General features: G+C 59.0%; 16 protein-coding genes. 10 read left to right on the top strand and 6 right to left on the bottom strand.

What is annotated here, in order from left to right:
- Nucleotides 1–183 precede the first annotated feature (183 nt).
- Together NQ559_RS01155 and NQ559_RS01150 are read left to right on the top strand one after the other, a co-directional pair.
- Nucleotides 184–1017, top strand: a complete 834-nt coding sequence (locus NQ559_RS01155) for a helix-turn-helix domain-containing protein (protein ID WP_018695328.1) — start codon at nucleotides 184–186, stop codon at nucleotides 1015–1017.
- Nucleotides 1018–1104: 87 nt separating this feature from the next.
- Nucleotides 1105–1686 (top strand): DUF417 family protein, encoded by a 582-nt coding sequence (locus tag NQ559_RS01150; protein WP_018695329.1) that lies wholly within the window; start codon nucleotides 1105–1107, stop codon nucleotides 1684–1686.
- A gap of 488 nt (nucleotides 1687–2174) precedes the next feature.
- Here the strand turns inward: NQ559_RS01150 and der are convergent, their stop codons facing one another.
- The 3 genes from der to NQ559_RS01135 form a co-directional block, all read right to left on the bottom strand.
- Entirely contained in the window at nucleotides 2175–3479 is a 1305-nt protein-coding gene (gene der / locus NQ559_RS01145; protein WP_018695330.1) for a ribosome biogenesis GTPase Der, read from the bottom strand.
- Nucleotides 3480–3628: 149 nt separating this feature from the next.
- A complete protein-coding gene (locus tag NQ559_RS01140; RefSeq protein WP_026318265.1) occupies nucleotides 3629–5692 on the bottom strand; it encodes a cation:proton antiporter in 2064 nt (687 codons plus the stop codon).
- Between the two features lie 226 nt (nucleotides 5693–5918).
- Nucleotides 5919–6314, bottom strand: coding sequence for a hypothetical protein (locus NQ559_RS01135; protein WP_154654000.1), 396 nt, complete (start codon nucleotides 6312–6314; stop codon nucleotides 5919–5921).
- Nucleotides 6315–6425: 111 nt separating this feature from the next.
- On the opposite strand from NQ559_RS01135, the gene NQ559_RS01130 reads away from it, so the two are divergent.
- From NQ559_RS01130 to NQ559_RS01110, 5 genes are read left to right on the top strand one after another with little or no spacing between them, the layout of a single operon-like run.
- A complete protein-coding gene (locus tag NQ559_RS01130; protein WP_018695333.1) occupies nucleotides 6426–7595 on the top strand; it encodes an MFS transporter in 1170 nt (389 codons plus the stop codon).
- A gap of 11 nt (nucleotides 7596–7606) precedes the next feature.
- Nucleotides 7607–8203 (top strand): porin family protein, encoded by a 597-nt coding sequence (locus NQ559_RS01125; protein ID WP_026318266.1) that lies wholly within the window; start codon nucleotides 7607–7609, stop codon nucleotides 8201–8203.
- Between the two features lie 3 nt (nucleotides 8204–8206).
- The gene (locus tag NQ559_RS01120; protein WP_018695335.1) at nucleotides 8207–9199 is read left to right on the top strand and encodes a PhoH family protein; all 993 of its coding nucleotides are present in this window, start codon (nucleotides 8207–8209) and stop codon (nucleotides 9197–9199) included.
- 2 nt (nucleotides 9200–9201) lie between these two features.
- Nucleotides 9202–10665: an aminoacyl-histidine dipeptidase gene (locus NQ559_RS01115; protein ID WP_018695336.1), complete on the top strand. Its 1464-nt coding sequence runs from the start codon at nucleotides 9202–9204 to the stop codon at nucleotides 10663–10665.
- Nucleotides 10666–10671: 6 nt separating this feature from the next.
- Entirely contained in the window at nucleotides 10672–11664 is a 993-nt protein-coding gene (locus NQ559_RS01110; RefSeq protein WP_018695337.1) for a diacylglycerol/lipid kinase family protein, read from the top strand.
- Nucleotides 11665–11756: 92 nt separating this feature from the next.
- On the opposite strand, the gene NQ559_RS01105 is transcribed toward NQ559_RS01110, so the two are convergent.
- Nucleotides 11757–12332 (bottom strand): hypothetical protein, encoded by a 576-nt coding sequence (locus tag NQ559_RS01105; protein WP_022333446.1) that lies wholly within the window; start codon nucleotides 12330–12332, stop codon nucleotides 11757–11759.
- Between the two features lie 86 nt (nucleotides 12333–12418).
- On the opposite strand from NQ559_RS01105, the gene NQ559_RS01100 reads away from it, so the two are divergent.
- Nucleotides 12419–12802: an MmcQ/YjbR family DNA-binding protein gene (locus NQ559_RS01100; RefSeq protein ID WP_018695339.1), complete on the top strand. Its 384-nt coding sequence runs from the start codon at nucleotides 12419–12421 to the stop codon at nucleotides 12800–12802.
- Between the two features lie 60 nt (nucleotides 12803–12862).
- Entirely contained in the window at nucleotides 12863–13495 is a 633-nt protein-coding gene (locus NQ559_RS01095) for a 3-keto-disaccharide hydrolase (protein WP_018695340.1), read from the top strand.
- An 86-nt stretch (nucleotides 13496–13581) separates the two neighbouring features.
- On the opposite strand, the gene pnuC is transcribed toward NQ559_RS01095, so the two are convergent.
- Both pnuC and NQ559_RS01085 read right to left on the bottom strand, forming a co-directional pair.
- Entirely contained in the window at nucleotides 13582–14151 is a 570-nt protein-coding gene (gene pnuC / locus NQ559_RS01090; RefSeq protein ID WP_018695341.1) for a nicotinamide riboside transporter PnuC, read from the bottom strand.
- Between the two features lie 6 nt (nucleotides 14152–14157).
- Nucleotides 14158–16386 (bottom strand): TonB-dependent receptor, encoded by a 2229-nt coding sequence (locus NQ559_RS01085; protein ID WP_018695342.1) that lies wholly within the window; start codon nucleotides 16384–16386, stop codon nucleotides 14158–14160.
- 275 nt (nucleotides 16387–16661) lie between these two features.
- Between NQ559_RS01085 and sulP the strand changes: the two genes are divergently transcribed.
- Nucleotides 16662–18362, top strand: coding sequence for a SulP family inorganic anion transporter (gene sulP / locus NQ559_RS01080; RefSeq protein WP_018695343.1), 1701 nt, complete (start codon nucleotides 16662–16664; stop codon nucleotides 18360–18362).
- The last annotated feature ends 44 nt before the right edge of the window (nucleotides 18363–18406 follow it).

Below are 18406 nucleotides of genomic sequence, written 5' to 3'. Positions count from 1 at the left end.
GGATTTGCAAATCGGTAATTCTGATGATGGTATAACCTGAAGTTATACAGGCCGAAAACCGTACCTTGACTGCCTCCGAAGGCGGATGCGATTTTTCGGCCCGAAATGCGGGTGTTTTTATTTTTGTGCATTATCTTTGAAACACCGCTTGCGATTGTTTCCCCGAACCTAAATCTCCGAACCATGGATCTGACATTCAGCACGCCCCTGAAAGGCAACCTCGTCCTGTGCAGCGACTACCGCGATGCCGCGCTGCATCGCAGCCCCGGGCTCTATAAATTCGTCTGGGTAAGGCGTGGATGCCTTTGGCTCGAAGTCGACCATATTCCCATGGAGCTCCGGGCTGGGATGCTGCTGCCCCTGACGCCGCTCCATACCCTCGACGTGACGCGCGCCGAGGGCGAATACCTGATCCTTGCTTTCGACAGCAATTTCTACTGCATTTTCGGTCATGACGGCGAGGTGTCGTGCAGCGGGCTGCTTTTCAACGGCAGTTCCGAAGTGCTGCGGCTCGAACTCTCCGAAATGCGCACGGCCGCCCTGCAACGGGTGGTCGACGACCTGCGGGCCGAATACGGGGTAGTTGACGGTCTGCGCGAAGAGATGCTCCGCATGCAGCTCAAACGGTTTATTATCATATGTACGCGCATCGCGCGCGAGCATTTCTCCGTCGGTGCCGACCGTGAAAAACTCTTCGACACGGTGCGCCGCTACTATGTGCTGGTCGACGAGCATTTTCGGACGAAGAAACGGGTGCAGGACTATGCCGGACTGCTCCACCGGTCGCCCAAGACGCTCGCCAACCTCTTCGCCTCGTGCGGGCAGCCCTCGCCGCTGAACATCATCCACGACCGGGTCAATGCCGAGGCGCGCCGCCTGCTGCTCTATACCCCGAAAAGCGCCAAGGAGATCGCTTACCTGCTGGGCTATGAGGATACCGCGGCTTTCAGCCGTTTCTTCGCCAAAATGAACGGCGAGAGCATCACCGGGTTCCGGCAGCGCGAAAAAAGGGAATAATTCCCAACATTTCCGGCATTCCTGCCATCGCGTGTGCGATCCTGAATACAGACCTTTGCATCATCGGACAATTAACGAAAAACGAATATGATGCAAAGACTTTCCTGCCTGTTTTACGGCTTTCTGAAAATTGCGGCCAACGCGCAACGGCTCGGCCTGGGGATGATCCGGGTGGCTATCCTTATCATTTTTGTCTGGATCGGCGGACTTAAATTCCGGAATTACGAAGCCGAAGGCATCGTGCCCTTCGTGGCGAACAGTCCCTTCATGAGTTTCCTCTACAACGAAAAAGCACCCGAGTACAGGGATTATAAACTCAAGGAGGGCGAATACGACGCTGCAAAGCATGCGTGGCATGAAAAGAACAACACCTATGGCTTTTCCCACGGGCTGGGGGTGCTGATCATGGGAATCGGCATCCTGACCTTCCTCGGGTTCTTCTCGGCCCGCATCGGCCTGGCCGGGGAGCTGCTGGCCGTGATTATGACGCTCGGCACGCTGTCGTTCCTGGTGACTACGCCCGAAGTCTGGGTGCCGGATCTGGGCAGCGGGGAATACGGGTTCCCGTTGCTCTCGGGCGCCGGGCGGCTGGTGATAAAGGATATTGCGATCCTTGCCGGTGCCGTGGTGCTGCTCTCCGATACGGCGCGTAAGCTATTGGTGCGGTAGCGGGAGGCGTGACGGGGGCAAAAAGGGACGACATATGCAGTGTCGCCCCTTTTTTTGTTTTGTGCGAATGGCAGGGCAGGTATTCTCCTCCTTATTTCTGCCGGAAGTAGATTTGCATCGGCACTCCGGTTTGTAAAAGTCCCCCTTTGTCAAAGGGGGATTTAGGGGGAATGTTAAAGCGGGATTTCTCCGGCGACAAGACTGGGCGATGCCGCAGCTGTCCTTATTTCTGCCGGAAGTAGATTTGCATCGGCACCCCGGTATAAGAAAAGTCCCCCTTTGCAAAGGGGGACTTAGGGGGAATGTTAGAGCGGGATTTCTCCGGTAACAAGACCTGACGATGCCGCAGCCGTCCTTATTTCTGCCGAAAGTAGATTTGCATCGGTACCCCGGTTTGTAAAAGTCCCCCTTTGTCAAAGGGGGATTTAGGGGGAATATTAAAGCGGGATTTCTCCGGCGACAAAACCTGACGATGCCGCAGCCCGTCCTTATTTCTGCCGGAAGTAAATTTGCATCGGTACCCCGGAGAAATCCCAGTGGTCGCGGATGTTGTTTTCGAGGAAGCGGCGGTAAGGTTCCTTGATGTACTGCGGCAGGTTGACGAAGAACGCGAACTGCGGCGTCGGCGTCGGCAACTGGGTTACATATTTGATCTTGATGTATTTGCCCTTGGTCGCGGGCGGCGGGTAATTTTCGATCAGCGGCAGCAGGAAATCGTTGAGCGCCGAGGTCGAGATGCGGCGTTTGCGCGACTCGTAGACCCGGATGGCCGTCTGGAGTACGTCGAAAATGCGTTGTTTGCTCAGAACCGAGGTGAAGATGATCGGAATGTCGTTGAACGGTGCGAGTTTCTTCTTCAGGAACTCCGTCCACTCTTTCATCGTATTGTTGTCCTTCTCGACCAGATCCCATTTGTTGACCACGATCACGCAACCCTTGCGGTTGCGGACGATCAGGTTGTGGATGTTGAGGTCTTGCGATTCGAGCCCCTGCTGTGCGTCGAGCATCAGGATGCAGACGTCGGAATTTTCGATGGCGCGGATCGAACGCATCACCGAGTAAAATTCGAGGTCTTCCATCGCCTTGCCCTTCTTGCGCATGCCTGCCGTGTCCACAAGGTAGAAGTCCATCCCGAATTTGTTGTAGCGGGTGTGGATCGAGTCGCGTGTGGTGCCGGCGATCGAGGTCACGATATTGCGTTCTTCGCCCAGCAGGGCGTTGGTCATCGACGATTTGCCGACGTTGGGACGGCCCACGATGGTGATGTGCGGCAGGTTCTCCTCCTCTTCGACCAGGGCCTCGGCGGGCAGCGCCGCGAGGATGGCATCCATCAGGTCGCCCGTGCCGCTGCCGCTCATCGAACTGATGCAGTAGGGGTCGCCCAGCCCCAGGGCATAGAACTCGTGCGAAGAGTATATCTGGTCGTTGTTATCGACCTTGTTGCAGACGAGGATCACCTTTTTCGATGTGCGGCGCAGGAGGTCGGCCATCAGCATGTCGAGGTCGGTGATGCCGGTCTTGACTTCGACCAGGAAGAGGATTACGTCGGCTTCGTCGATCGCCAGCAATACCTGGCGGCGGATTTCGTCCTCGAAGATATCTTCCGAGTTGACGGTGTAGCCGCCCGTGTCTATCACGGAAAATTCCCGGCCGTTCCAGTCGGTCTTACCGTAATGGCGGTCGCGGGTGGTTCCGGCCGTGGCATCGACGATGGCCTTTCGCTGGCCGACCAGACGGTTGAAGAGGGTGCTTTTGCCGACATTCGGACGGCCCACGATTGCTACGAGACTCATACTCTATTTCTTTTTTCTGATGCAAAGATAATACAAGGCGGCCGCAAAACCAAACCTGTCCGGGTTTTTCCGGGGCGCATCCGTCACCCGTAAAGGTAGTATAAAATCCGGAAACGGGAAACTCCCCGCACCGGTTGCCCGGGCGTACGTTACAGATAGCGGTTGTCCGTATCGCCCGCCTGTACGGGATAGACCAGCACGAAACTGTGCCCGGCGAAGAACTGCTCCATATACCCCGGCACCTTGCTCATGGCGGGGTGGTAGGAGAGCCGGTCGCGGCGGCTCATCACCACCCACAGGCAATCGTCGCGTTTGGTTTCATAGGTCAGCGCCGTCAGGTCGTTCCAGCAGTCGGAAACCACGTATTCGGCTTTCGACGAGCGTTTCCCGCGCGAAGGCCGCAGGTATTGCATCGTGCTGGCCGGGGCGTAGAAGACGATCCTGGCACTCGAATTCTCGGCCAGGTTGCGTAATTTCTGCATCCAGAGCTGGAACCCGGCCTCTTTCTCGGCTTTTTCGGGCACGATGACCAGGTGCCGCTTGACGGTGGTGAGCGGTTGTTCGGGGTGGTAGAAGAACGTGGTGACGTTGCTGTAGCCCAGCAGGTCGGCGGCCATCCTGCCGATGCCCGACCCACCCGGCGTACGGTCGTGGTGCATACCCATCACGATGTCGGAGATATTGCGCTCCTTGACCACGCTGACGATGGCGTTGGCGATGTTCACGTCGTAGCGGAGCAGTTGCTGCATGTAATTGTCGGCCGATGCCGCCGCCTGCGCCGCCATGTCGAGCAGTTTGCGCCCCTGTTTTTCGAGGTTGGGGTCTTCGACCTTGTTGTCGATGGCGTTCAGCGCATAGAGCCCGTTCCGCTCCTTGGCCTTTTTGAGCGTCATGCTCAGGCAGACCAGTTCGTAGGCGGTCTGCTCGTTGGCGAGCGGGATCAGGATATGGTCTTCCTCCTGCGGCTCCTTGTCGTCGTCCTGCGCATTGCGCATTGCGATGTTGTGTGCGCCCCGTTGCGTGGCGAAGGTCGAGACGGTGCAGGTGGCGAGGATCATCAGGATCGTGCCGTTCAGGACGCTTTCGCTCAGCAGGCGGATTGGTTCGCCGTCCGCCGTATGCCCGAGTATGACGTTGTAGCCGACCATGACGGCCGCGAGCGTCGCCGCCACATGGGCGCTGCTCAGCCCGAAGATCACCGTACGCTGGTCGTTCGAGAGCCGGAAGGTCTTTTGTGTGAAATAGGCCGCGAGGAATTTCGCGAGCGTAATCAGGGCGATCATCACCATCGCCACTTCGATGCTTTCCCAGTCGCGGAAGAACGCCCGGTAGTCGATGAGCATGCCCACGCCGATCAGGAAGAAGGGGATGAAGATGGCGTTTCCCACGAATTCGATCCGGTTCATCAGGGGCGAGGTGCGGGGGATCTGGCGGTTGAGGGCCAACCCCGAGAGGAATGCACCGATGATCGGCTCCAGCCCGGCCATGTGCGCGAGATAGGCTCCCAGGAATACCATCGCCAGCACGAAGATATACTGCGATACGCTGTCGCTGCAATGTTTGAAAAACCAGTGCGCCAGCAGCGGGAACAGGAACAGGATGATGCCGATCGAGAGCAGTACCGAGGCGCTGAGCCTCCACCAGAATGTTTCGTCGACATTGCCCGTGGCCATCCCGACGATGACCGTGAGCAGCAGCAGGGCGAGCGTGTCGGTGATGACCGTGCCGCCGACTGCGATCGTGACGGCCTTGTCGCGCGAGATGCCGAGTTTGCTGACGATGGGGTAGGCGATGAGGGTTTGCGAGGCGAAGAGCCCGGCCAGCAGGATCGAGGAGTAAATCGGGAAGCCCAGGATGTAATACCCGGCCAGGATGCCGAGCCCGAGCGGCACGCAGAAGGTGTAGAGCCCGAAGATGAGGCTGCGCCAGCTGTTTTTCTTGAAATCGGACATGTCCATGTCCAGCCCCGACAGGAACATGATGTACAGGAGGCCGGCCGTTCCCGAGAGGATGATGCTGCTGTCGCGCAGAACCAGGTTTAGGCCGTGGGGGCCGATCACCGCACCTGCGATGATGAGCCCCAGCAAATAGGGGATTTTGAGTTTGTTCAGTAACAACGGTGCTGCCAGAATGATGACCAGGATCAGCAGGAATTTCAGGATCGGGTCTTCGAGCGGCAACGTTATGGAGTCTATATGTGCGAATAGGAACATATGGTCGGATTGATGTATTTATACAAATATATGAAAATCCGCGGTAAAATCCAAACGACGGTGCGTTTTGCCCTGCCGCCGATTAGTCTGCCTATGTTGCGTTCGGTATTTTCCGTTTCTTCCTAAAGCTTGTGATATACCCGACGTCGTTTCTGCTTCAGAAGTACGGGAGGAAAATGCGACTACATATATTTAATAGACAAACCGGTGTAAAACCGCATCTGTTTCATTTTGTTTCATTTTTTAAGATTGAGTAAATGACCAACAACACAAATGGGACAATATAAAATATCTTGAAGTAAATTTTATTTTCTTCGGTGTCGAATTCAGGCACAGATGTCAAAACGAAATATAAGATAAACAGGGCGATGGAGAGGCCTAATACCGCTCTTCGCGCATATTTTTGTGTCTGCTTCATGCGACGATTACTTTTTTTAATTTTCTTCTTTGTAAATACAATATAATAATATTTGCCTTTGCGCCAAAAATTTTTGCATGTTCGTTGCGGCATCGTCGTGTCTGATTGACTTTCGACAGTTTGCCGCAGGTATACCCCGGCGAGGCTCGGGAATATTTGCGCCGGCAATCGCTGCCCCCCCCCGCGATGCCGCGTGTCTTGCACATTTTTTGTCCGGCGGAATGTGGCTGTCTGATCGCAATGATGCCGAATTGTGAAATAATGGGGGCCAAGAGCAGGGAATTTGTCAAAAAAAACGTAACTTTGAAAAATCGTATGGATAAAAAATCGTCGCCGATGCGTGTCGACAAAGTAGATAAACGTGTTCTCTGGCCCGTGCTTATGGGCTTCTTTATCATGGGGTTCTGCGATATCGTGGCTCCGATCTCGGGGCGTATCGCCACCGAATTTCCCGCATCGCAGCAGGCGGCCGTGAGTTTCCTGCCTACGATGGTGTTCCTCTGGTTCCTCGTGCTGTCGACCCCCTTGGCGGCACTGATGAACCGCATCGGCCGCAAGGCCATGTCGATGATCGGCTATGCATTCACGATCGCCGGGCTGTTGGTGCCCTTCCTCGCGGGCGAGGGCTGCGCACTGGGCTGGTACTTCGCCGGCTTCGGGCTGCTCGGTATCGGCAATACGGCGCTCCAGGTGGCGATCAACCCCCTGCTGGCGACCATCGTGCCGGGCGAGCGGATGACGAGCTACCTGACCGTGGGGCAGATTTTCCGCAACACCTCGCTGTTGCTGCTGGCTCCGATCGTCACGGCGCTCGTGGCGCTCACGGGTTCGTGGCGTCTGCTGCTGCCGATCTATGCCGGGCTCACCGTGCTGGGCGGCATCTGGCTGCAATTTACCACCGTGGCCGAACCCGAACGCAGCGGGCATGCGGCGGGGATGTCCGATTGTTTCCGGCTGCTGAGGAACAGGGCAGTCCTGTTATGTACGCTGGGCGTGGCGTGTTTCATCGCCGGGGACGTCGGGATCGGATTCCTCTCGGTACGGCTGATCGACAACCCCGATTCGATCCTCACCACTACGGGGTTCTATGCCTGCCGCATCGTCGGTACGCTGGTCGGAGCCTGGGTGCTGGTGCGCCTTTCGGACGTGAAATACCTGAGCTGGAATATGGTCGGGGCGCTGGTGCTCTGCGTGGTGCTGCTTTTCGTACGCAACGAAGCTGCGATTTATGCGGCCGTCGGGCTGATGGGCTTCGCCATGGCCTGCGTTTTCGCCACCTTCTATGCCGTGGCGACCAAAGCCGTGCCCGAACAGGCCAACGGGGTTGCGGGGCTGATGATTATGGCCATTGCCGCCGGGGCCGTCTCGGGGCCCGTATGTGGGGCGATTATCCGCTGGACGGGGAACCCCCACCTGGGGATGCTGTTCGTCGCCCTCTGCGTGGGCTATATGCTCTGGGCAAGTATCAAATTGAAAATCAAATAAACAGTTGCTCAATGATTCGTAAAATTGCAATGACCCTGTTGCTGGCGGCCTGCATATGGCCGGCCCTTGCGCAGCGCCCCCGCACGCGGGTCGAGTGGGGTGTGATCGGCGGTATCAACATCCCCGACTATACGACCAACATGTCGAAGACCGATGTCAAGAATAAACTGGGCTGGCAGGCCGGTATCGTCACGGCAGTCAACCTGGGCGCCTTCGCCATCGAGCCGCAGATCCTTTACGTGCGCCAGGGGCTCCGCATCAAACCCGAAGGGGCGAAGGAGATCAACCTCAAGTCGAACTCGATCGACGTCCCGGTGCTCGTGTCGCTGCGCCTGCTCAGGCCGTTCCGTTTCTATGCGGGCCCGGTGTTCACCGTGATGAACGACTGTAAACAGAAGTCGGGCGGCGACCTGCTGGATTTCGGCCGCGTACGTCCCACGATGTCCTATACGGTGGGTGCAGGCGTCAAATTGCTGGGTCACATGCTCATCGACCTGCGCTACAACGGCCAGTTCAAAGGCAAGGAGGACGTGGTGCTGCCCGACGGCAGCCGCCTCGACAAGCTCCGTTCGTATAACGTCGCCCTCAGCGTCGGTTACCTGTTTTAGCCTATGACCGAAGCTGTCGGAAAAGAGATCGCCATCGAGGGTGTCGACCCCCGGGAGCTCTACGGCCCCCGGAATACCTACCTCGACCAGATCAAAGCGCTCCACCCCCAACTCAGGATCGTAGCGCGCGGTTCGTCGCTCAAAGTGCTGGGCTCGGAGGCCGAAACCCAACGGTTCGGCCGGCATATGGAGGGGCTGGTGGCCTATTACCTCAAATACGGGCACATCTCGTCCGAAGTCATCGCGCAGGCTTTTGCAGGCGGTATCGCCGGACAGGAAGCCCCGGCTGACAAGGACGTCATCGTCTACGGCAACAACGGCAATATCATCCGTGCCCGCACGGTCAACCAGCAGAAGCTGGTGTCGCTCTACGGGCGCAACGACCTGCTGTTCGCCGTCGGGCCCGCCGGGTCGGGCAAGACCTATACGGCCATCGCGCTGGCCGTGCGCGCGTTGAAGGAGAAGGAGGTGCGGCGTATCATCCTCACGCGTCCGGCGGTCGAGGCGGGCGAGAAACTCGGGTTCCTGCCGGGTGACATGAAGGAGAAGCTCGACCCCTACCTGCAACCCCTCTACGATGCGCTGAACGACATGATCCCGCCGGCCAAGCTGGCGAAATACCTCGAAGAGGGGACGGTACAGATCGCGCCGCTGGCCTACATGCGCGGCCGTACGCTCGACAATGCGTTCGTCATCCTCGACGAGGCGCAGAATACGACCCTGTCGCAGATCAAGATGTTCCTCACGCGCATGGGGCGCAACGCCAGGTTCATCGTCACGGGCGACGTGACGCAGATCGACCTGCCGAAGAAAAGCGACAGCGGGCTGACCCGCTCGATGGAGATCCTGCGCGGTGTCGAGGGAATCGGCATCGTGGAGTTCGACAAACGCGACATCGTGCGCCACCAACTGGTCAAATACATCGTCGACGCATTCGACAAATATGCCGGGGATACCCGGAAAGAACCTGAACAATCAAACTCAAAAACCGAATAATTATGGACAAGAACCTGTCTGCGCTCAAGCCGGCGCTCGTCTGGAAACATTTTGCTCAGATCGTCCGCATCCCGCGCCCCTCGTCGCACGAGGAGAAGATCCGCAAGTACGTCATGGATTTCGCCAAGTCCCGGGGACTGGAATGCAAGGAGGACGCTGCGCACAACGTCTATGTCCGCAAGCCTGCCTCGAAAGGGATGGAAGACCGCAAGGGCGTCATCCTGCAGGCGCACCTCGACATGGTGCCCCAGAAGAACAACGATAAGAAGTTCGACTTCACCAAAGACCCCATCGACGCCTACATCGACGGCGAATGGGTCACGGCCGACGGTACGACGCTCGGGGCCGACAACGGCATCGGCGCCGCGGCGATCCTTGCCGTGCTGGAGGACGACACGCTGGTGCACGGCCCCCTCGAAGCCTTGTTTACCGCAACCGAGGAGACCGGTATGGACGGTGCCTTCGGGTTGAAAAAAGGCCTGCTCCGCGGCGATATCCTGCTGAACCTCGATTCGGAGACCGAAGGCGAGCTGTATGTGGGCTGCGCCGGCGGGCTCGATGCCAACGTCACCTTCAAATATGCGGCGGAGAAGACGCCCGTGCGGAATTATACCGCTGCGAAGATCACGGTCAAGGGGCTCAAGGGCGGGCACTCGGGCATCCAGATCGGATGCCAGCGTGCCAATGCCAACAAGGTGCTGTTCCGCTTCCTGAACGCCGCTTCGGCGCCGCACGACGTGTTGCTGTGTTCGGTGGACGGCGGCGGCCTGCGTAATGCCATCCCCCGCGAGGCCGAGGCTGTGGTGATGGTCAAAACGAAAGAGTACGAGGCATTCGCCAAGGAGCTGAAGGCGTATGAGAAGGTCGTCAAGGCCGAATACGCGGGCATCGAGGATGCCGTGTCGGTCAAGATAAGGGAGTGCGAAGCCCCTGCGGAGATGGTTGCCCGCGAGGTGGCTGAGAAACTTACGAAGGCTGTGGTCGGCTGCCCCGACGGCGTGCAGAAGATGTCGATGGCCATGCCGGGGCTGGTGCAGACTTCGAGCAACCTCGCACGCGTGGTGTCCGACGGAAAGACGGTCAAATTGCAATGCCTGCTGCGCAGTTCGGTCAACACCGAAAAGGCCGCGCTGGGCGAGGCCATTGCCGCCGTGTTCTCACTGGCCGGCGCCAAGGTGCAGCTTTCGGGCAGCTACGACGGATGGAACCCCGACATGGATTCGCCGATCCTGAAGGCCATGACCGCTTCGTACAAAGCCCTTTATGGCAAGCAACCCGCCGTGACGGCGATTCACGCCGGGCTGGAGTGCGGCATCATCGGCAGCAAATACCCCAAGATGGACATGATCTCGTTCGGCCCCACGATCTGTTACCCGCACTCGCCCGACGAGAAGGTGGAGATCGCATCGGTCGGCAAGTTCTACGAGTTCATGGTCGACACGCTGCGCAACATCCCCAAAAAGTAGCGTGTTTTGGAAGCCGGAAAGGTCAAATGGTTCGTCATCGTCAATCCCGTGGCCGGAGGCGGCCGCGGGCTTGACCATTTCCCGCAGATATCGCGCTACCTGCGCGATGCGCAGATACTCTGCGAACCGGTCTTCACGGAACATAAGTTCCACGCCACGGAACTTACCGTGACGGCCGTCAACGAGGGGTATCGGCATATCATCGTCGTCGGGGGCGACGGCACCCTGCACGAGGTGGTCAACGGGCTGTTCATCCAGCAGAAGGTCTGCCCCGACGAGGTACTGCTTGCGGTGGTCGCCGTCGGTACGGGCAACGACTGGGTGCGCACGTTCGGTATTTCGAACCGCTACCAGGATGCCGTGAAGGCGATCAGCGAAGGGTATTCGTTCCTGCAGGACGTGGGCGTGGTCTCTTACGAGGAGTCGCACTACCGCCAGAGCCGTTACATGGCCAACGTCGCGGGTGCGGGTTTCGACGCCCATGTGGTGCGCAAGTTCTCGCACCTCAAGAAGAAGGGGCGCAAGAACCGCTGGATCTACACATGGTGTCTGGTCAGGCAATTCTTTCGTTATAAATCTACCGGAATGAAGGTGTGGGTCGATGACCGGCTGGTCTACAACAACCTGCTGCTAAGCATCGCCATCGGTATCTGCAAGTATAACGGCGGCGGTATGCAGCAGCTTCCCGAGGCTGTGGCCGACGACGGCATGCTCGACGTGTCGCTCATCCGGCCGGTGCATTTCTGGCACCTGCTGTTCCGGTTCCACTACCTGTTCAACGGCGGCATATACCGTATCCGGCATATCCTCCAGGAGCGCGGCAGCCGTATCCGCATCGAGTCGTCGCCCGAAATATCGGTCGAGGTGGACGGGGAGCTGCTGGGCGAAACGCCGCTCGAATTCTCAATCCTCCACAAGGCGATCCGGATCGTGGTGTCCAAGGAATTTTACGACAAACGCCCCGAGACGTCGTGTTCGTGTACGGTGCCGGAGGTGTAGCGCTTGTTACGCCGCCGGAGTGGCGGGGTAAAGATAACCGGGCGGGATTTTTTCAAAAAATCCCGCCCGGCTGCGTTTGGTCGTGCGATGCGTCAGTTGACGCTCTCGATGACATCGACTTCGGTAATCACCCATTCGAAAAGGTCGTTGGCGCACTGTCCCTGCAACTGGCGCAGCTGCGACATGTCGGTCGTATCGGCCAGGATGGCGTTGAAGAATTGCGACATCGTGTCGTAGGTGTCGTTCACCTTCCCGGCGAAGCAGTTGTAAAAAGCCTTCTGCTGGTCGTGGTCGAGGCCTGCGGGAAGCACGCCCTGCGCTACGAGGTAGTTGTAGGGGAAGATATGCCGCATGTTGCGTGCGTCGGCGTTCAGTTCGTCCACGATGGTCGTGACGACCACCATGTCGACCGTGTCGGTTACGCCCGGCATCTCCACGAAGGTCGCGTAGACGGGATAGGTGCCTTCCAGCTCCCCGGCCACCTGGTCGGTGAAGAGTACGAACTCGGCGTCGGTCAGGTCGTCGAGGTAAACCATCTGGCGGTAGCTGCGCAGCGCTTCGCGCATGGCCTTGCGTTGTTCGTGGTTCCACTCCCGCTTTTGCGAGCAGCCTACGAAGCCTGCTGCGAACATCGAGAGCAGGGATACACAGAGGAGAATTTTTTTCATCGTTTCCTTGATTTTGGTTTTACTTATGGCAGGGACGCAATCCGTGTGCCAAAAATTTCATATCTTTACCCGAAAATCAGTTTGCTATGGATGTCCTGGCTTTTCGCGACTACTGCCTGTCGCTGCCCCTGACCGAGGAATGTACGCCCTTCGACGAAACTACGCTGGTCTATAAGGTCGGCGGGAAGATGTATGCCTATGCCGATATGGAGAATTTCGGGCGGGTCGCCGTGAAGTGCGACCCCGACGAGGCGGTTTCCCTGCGCGAGGAGTATCCCGACGTCACGCCTGCGTGGCATTCGAGCAAAAAGCACTGGAACGACATCCGCACGACGGGCGACCTGCCCGATGCCTTTATCCGGGCGCAGATCCGCAATTCCTACCTGCTCGTGCTGCGGCAGAACGTTACGCCCAAGTCCCTGTGCGAGGAGATACTGGCCTATGTCGGGGAACACGGCCTGCCCGAATAGCCGCTGTGCGGGAATCCTGCCCCGGCCCTGAGATTGTCCGATCAAATAACTCGATAAACTATGAATATCCGATTTCTTTTCGCAGCGCTGGTTTGTGCGCTGGCTTTGGGTTCATGCGGCGGAAATGCCCGAACCGAACTTTTCAATGGCAAAGACCTTGCGGGTTGGGTATGCGTCGTCGACAGCCTGGGCGACGTGCCTGCCGGGGAGGTATTCACCGTCCGGGACGGCAATATCCGTATCGCGGGGCAGCCGTTCGGCTACATGCGTACCGCGCGGCAGTACGGCGATTACAGGCTCCACGCCGAGTGGCGCTGGATCGGCGAAGCTACGAACAGCGGCATTTTCCAGCGCGTGCAGGAGGGCGACAAGGTCTGGCCCCAAGGGATCGAATGCCAGCTCATGGCAGGGCGTGCGGGCGACCTGGTGTTGCTCGGGGGTGCAAGGGCCGCCGGGATCGAACCGGTGGGGAAATTCCCGGTAAAGGCTCGGATCGGCGCTGCCGGCTGCGAAAAGCCGGCAGGCGAGTGGAACGAGGCCGAGATCGTCTGCCAGGGCGACCGGATGACCGTCTATATCAACGGCATGTTGCAGAACGAATGTTCGGGTACGGATCGCACGGGCTACATTGCGCTCCAGAGCGAAGGCGGTACCCTGGAGTTCCGCAATGTCTACCTCACCGATGTGAAATAGGCATCCGGCACAGCGGCCCGGATACTCGAAAACGAAGGCCGTCCCCGCAGCAGGGGACGGCCTTCCGTCGTTTTGAGGCCGGATTGCTATGCGCGCATTTTTGCTTTCCAGCGAAGATAACCCGCGACTGCCAGCGCCGAGTAGAGGGCGTACAGGCCTGCCGTCAGCGGGATGCCCTTGTAGAGGTACAGCCCCACCGTTACCAGGTCTACGGCCAGCCATACGAGCCATTGCTCGACGTACTTGCGCGAGAGCATCCACATCGCCACGATGCTTCCGGCCGTGGTCATCGCGTCCCAGAACGGCACGGTGCTGTTGGTGAATCCCACGAGCAGGAAGTAGATGCCCGTATGCGCTGCGGCGTAGACGGCAATCAGCCCCGCAGCCTGGCGCAGGGGCGTATGCCCGATCCGGTCGGCCGCTGCTTTCCTTCGCGGTGCGTTATGCCATACGATCCACCCGTAAAGGCCGGCCAGTACGTAGTAGGCCTGCATCGAGCAGTCGGCATACAGCCCCGCCTTGTAGTAGAGTGCACCGTGCACCAGCGGCATGATGAGCCCGACGACCCACAGGCGGATGTCGGCCCGGTATTCCAGCCACAGGTAGAGCAGCCCCAGCACGACCCCGGCGATTTGCAGTACGAGTTTCCAGTCCATCTGTTCTCAGAATTTCACCGTCACGTTGGCCAGCACGTTCAGCGGGGCCTGCGGGAAGTAGAGTGCGACGTCCGTACGCTTGCCGTCGTCCATGTAGGAATAGCCGTACCCGTTGCCGCAGTACTCCGAATCGAAGAGGTTGTAGACCATGAGCCCGAAGCGGACGCTGCGGGCGGCTTTCGTGCGGAGCGTATAGCCCAGGTTGAGGTTGGTCGTGCAATAGCTGTCGAGCGACAGGGCGTCGATTTCGTTGTTCGTGAAATACTGCTTGCCGACATACTGCGTGTGGAATACAGCCTCGAAGCCCTTGCAGTGGAAGTCGAAGAGCACCCCGGCGATTACGTCGGGCGAGTAGGAGATGGTCATGTCGCCCAGGTTCTGTCCGAAGGTGGGGCTGTCCTTGAGGGCGTCGACGTAATCCTCGATCCTGTTCCGGCTGAACGTGGCGTGCCCGCTGAGCGTGAACCAGCCCGTGGCTTTCCATTGCGCCGAAAGTTCGATGCCCCGGCGGTAGCTGTCCTCCACGTTCGTGTTCAGGGCATCGTCGCCGTCGTTGACCATGCCCGTGGCGACCAGCTGATCCTTGTATTTCATGTAGTAGAGGTTTACGCCTGCGCTGAATTTCGGCGTGTCGTACCGGTAGCCAAGTTCATAGTCGTAGAGTTTCTCGGACGAGGGATACGAGTTGTCGCCGGAGAACATATAACGGTCGGTGAAGTCGCTGCGCGTAGGCTCCTTCTGTGCGACGGCGAACGATGCGTAGAAGTTGTGGCGGTCGGCGAGCGTGTAATGAATGCCCGCGCGCGGGTTGAAGAAATGGTATTTCTTATCTACGTCGATAGGCTGCATCGCGGAGGTGTCCCAGTTGTAGTTGTCGTTGACGCCCCACGCCTGGTAATGCACATAGCGGTATTGCATGTCGGCGAACAGGCGCAACCCCCGGGCGACTGTCCAGTTGGCGCGCACGAAGACGTTGGCGTCTTGTTTGTCGACGTCGTTGTCGTACCAGCGCCCCCGGATGTCGCTTTTCTTCAGGCCGTCCACCCAGTCCAGCGTGCCCCAGTGGGGACAGGAGTAATAGCTCCACGAACCGCCGAACGTGAGGTCGAGGTTGCGTACCGAGTAGGCGGCCGAGGCGTTGATGCCTCCCAGGTGGTTGCGCATGATCTTTTCGCGGATCAGGTCGGCCTGTTCGATGTCGCTCTGCAGGTTGGTGTAGCCCGCCAGCCATGCGTCGTCCTTGTACTGCCTGTAATAGCCGTATCCGTACGTGTAGAACGCCGTGGCGTTCATCACCCAGCGGTCGTTGATACGGTGGTTGAGGATCAGCTGGTTGTTGATCTGCAGGTAGTTGTCCGTCTGGTCGTCGTAGTAGTCGACGTGCGTGCCGTCGGCCAGCACGAAGGGGCCGTCCGAGGTGACGTACTGCCCGCTGTCGTGGTACCGGCGTCCGTAGCGCTTCATGTCCTCCTTCGTGACGCCGTTATAGGTGAGGTAGGTCTTGGCCTTGCCGCCGAACGAAACCAGTTTCAGCATCGTATTGCCGTTGTAATAGGCACCCTGGAACATGTAGGATTTGAGATCCGTGGCCCCGCGGTCGATGTAGCCGTCCGAGCCGATATGGGTCAGGCGTGCATCCACGGCCCAGTGGCCGCCCATGAGGCCCGATGAAACCTGCACGGCCTGCTTGTTGGTGTTGTACGATCCGTAGGAGAGCGATGCCGAGCCGTTGAAATCGGTCGGGAGTGCCTCGGTGGTCATGTTCACCGCGCCGCCGAAGGCACCCGTGCCATTGGTCGAGATGCCTGCTCCGCGCTGCACCTGCACCGTCCCTACCGACGAGATCAGGTCGGGCGTGTCGTACCAGTACATCGAGTGCGAGTCGGGGTTGTTCATCGAAACGCCGTTGATCGTCACATTCAAGCGCGTGGCGTCCGTGCCGCGCAGCCGTACCGAGGTGGCGCCGATGCCGATGCCGGTTTCGTTGGTGGCGACCATCGAGGGGGTCAGCGCCAGTACCGACGGGATGTCGAATCCAAAGCTGTTGCGGGCGATCTCGTCGCGCGCGATGTCCGTGTAGGCCACGGGCGTGGCCGCGTCGGCGCGTGTGGCGGTGACTTCGATCTCCTGCAACCGGTACATGCGCAGCGAGTCTTCCTGCCCGGCCTCCACGGCCTGGGCATGTGCGGCGGTGCCTATGACGGCGGCCGCAATGGGTAGTAAAAACCTTTTCATGTTTAAACTTTTTAAAGTTAGAGAACTGAAAAGGGGTATGTAATGTTGATTATGCGTCCCGGTCTCGGCATTACCCGTGTCCGGTTCAATGGGTATAATCTCAGCCCGCGCACTGCGAGCACCCCTTAGAAATTCGACGGCAAAGGTAATGATTGTCCGGGGCAATACCAAATTTATTTGTCCCGGCCCGCCCCGGCCGGAATAATTAAATGCCGAAAAGGGGGATATAAGCCGAAAATTGCCTACTTTTGCACTTTCAAATTTTTTAACGGTCTATGAAACATATCGCATCGTTCCGTCCCCGGTTCTTCGAAGTGCTCCGGGGGTATTCGCGCCAGACGTTTTCGGCCGACCTGATGGCCGGCCTGGTTGTGGGCATCGTGGCCCTGCCGTTGGCTATCGCCTTCGGTATCGCTTCGGGCGTGTCGCCCGAAAAGGGAATCATCACGGCTGTGGTCGCGGGGTTCGTCGTCTCGCTGCTGGGCGGAAGCCGGGTACAGATCGGCGGCCCTACGGGCGCCTTCATCGTCATTGTCTACGGCGTCGTCCAGCAATACGGCGAAACGGGGCTGCTGGTTGCGACGTTCATGGCCGGCGTGCTGCTGGTTGCGATGGGGTTGTTCAAACTCGGTGCCGTCATCCGGTTCATTCCCTATCCCGTCGTGGTGGGGTTCACAGCCGGCATCGCCCTGACGATTTTCACGACGCAGATCGCAGACCTGTTCGGGATGGATTTCGGCGGGGAACCCGTGCCGGGGGATTTCATCGGCAAGTGGATGCTCTATTTCCGCCATTTCGGTTCGGTCGACTGGGCGAACCTGGCCGTGGGGCTGTGCAGCATTTTGCTGATTGTCCTCACACCCAGGTTTTCGCGCCGTATCCCGGGGTCGCTGGTGGCCATCGTCGTGCTGACGGCCGGGGTTTGGGCGCTTCGGACGTATGCGGGCATGGAGGGCGTCGATACCATCGGCGACCGCTTTACGATCCGTGCCGAATTACCTGCCGCAGCCATGCCCGCGATGGATTGGGAGGTGATGCGCAGCCTGTTCCCCGTGGCTTTGACCATTGCGCTGCTGGGGGCTATCGAATCCCTGCTTTCGGCGACGGTCGCCGACGGTGTGACCGGCGACCGCCACGATTCGAATACCGAGCTGATGGCGCAGGGTGCCGCCAACCTGCTCACTCCGCTGTTCGGCGGCATTCCGGCCACGGGTGCCATCGCCCGGACGATGACCAATATCAACAACGGCGGCCGGACACCCGTGGCGGGCATTATCCATGCCGGGGTGCTGCTGCTGATCCTGTTGCTGATGATGCCGCTGGCGCAGTATATCCCGATGGCCTGTCTTGCGGGCGTGCTTGTGGTCGTTTCCTATAACATGAGCGGCTGGCGGACTTTCCGGGCTTTGCTGCGCACGCCCCTTTCCGACAGGGCCGTTCTGCTGGTTACCTTTTTCCTGACGGTGGTCTTCGACCTGACGGTGGCCATCGAGGTGGGGCTGCTCATCGCCTGCGTGCTGTTCCTGCGGCGTGTGATGGAGACGACCGAAATATCGGTAATACGCAATGAAATCGACCCCTCGGCGGGTTCCGATGCCCGGCTGCACGAAGAGCCGCTGGCCATACCCTCCGGGATCGAGGTGTATGAGATCGACGGCCCCTATTTCTTCGGCATCGCTACTCGCTTCGAGGAGTTGATGATGCAGATGGGCGACCGTCCCCGGGTGCGGATCATCCGTATGCGCCGCGTGCCGTTCATCGACTCCACGGGGCTCCATAATCTGGAAACCCTGTGCCGGATGTCGCAGCGGGCGGGGAGTACCCTCGTGCTGTCGGGCGTGAACCCGGGCGTGCGCGCTACGCTGGAGAATGCCGGGATCTGCAACCTGCTCGGCGAGGAGAACATTTGCCCCGACATCCATGCGGCGCTCGAGCGCGCCCGGGTGTTGGCCGCCCAGTCCGGGACGGGGAAGTAGGGCGGAAAAAGAATTATGCCATCAGGTTCAGACGAGCTGAACCT

The sequence above is a fragment of the Alistipes onderdonkii genome (genome assembly GCF_025145285.1).
Lineage (GTDB): Bacteria > Bacteroidota > Bacteroidia > Bacteroidales > Rikenellaceae > Alistipes > Alistipes onderdonkii.
This window is presented reverse-complemented; position numbering and strand designations above follow the sequence as displayed.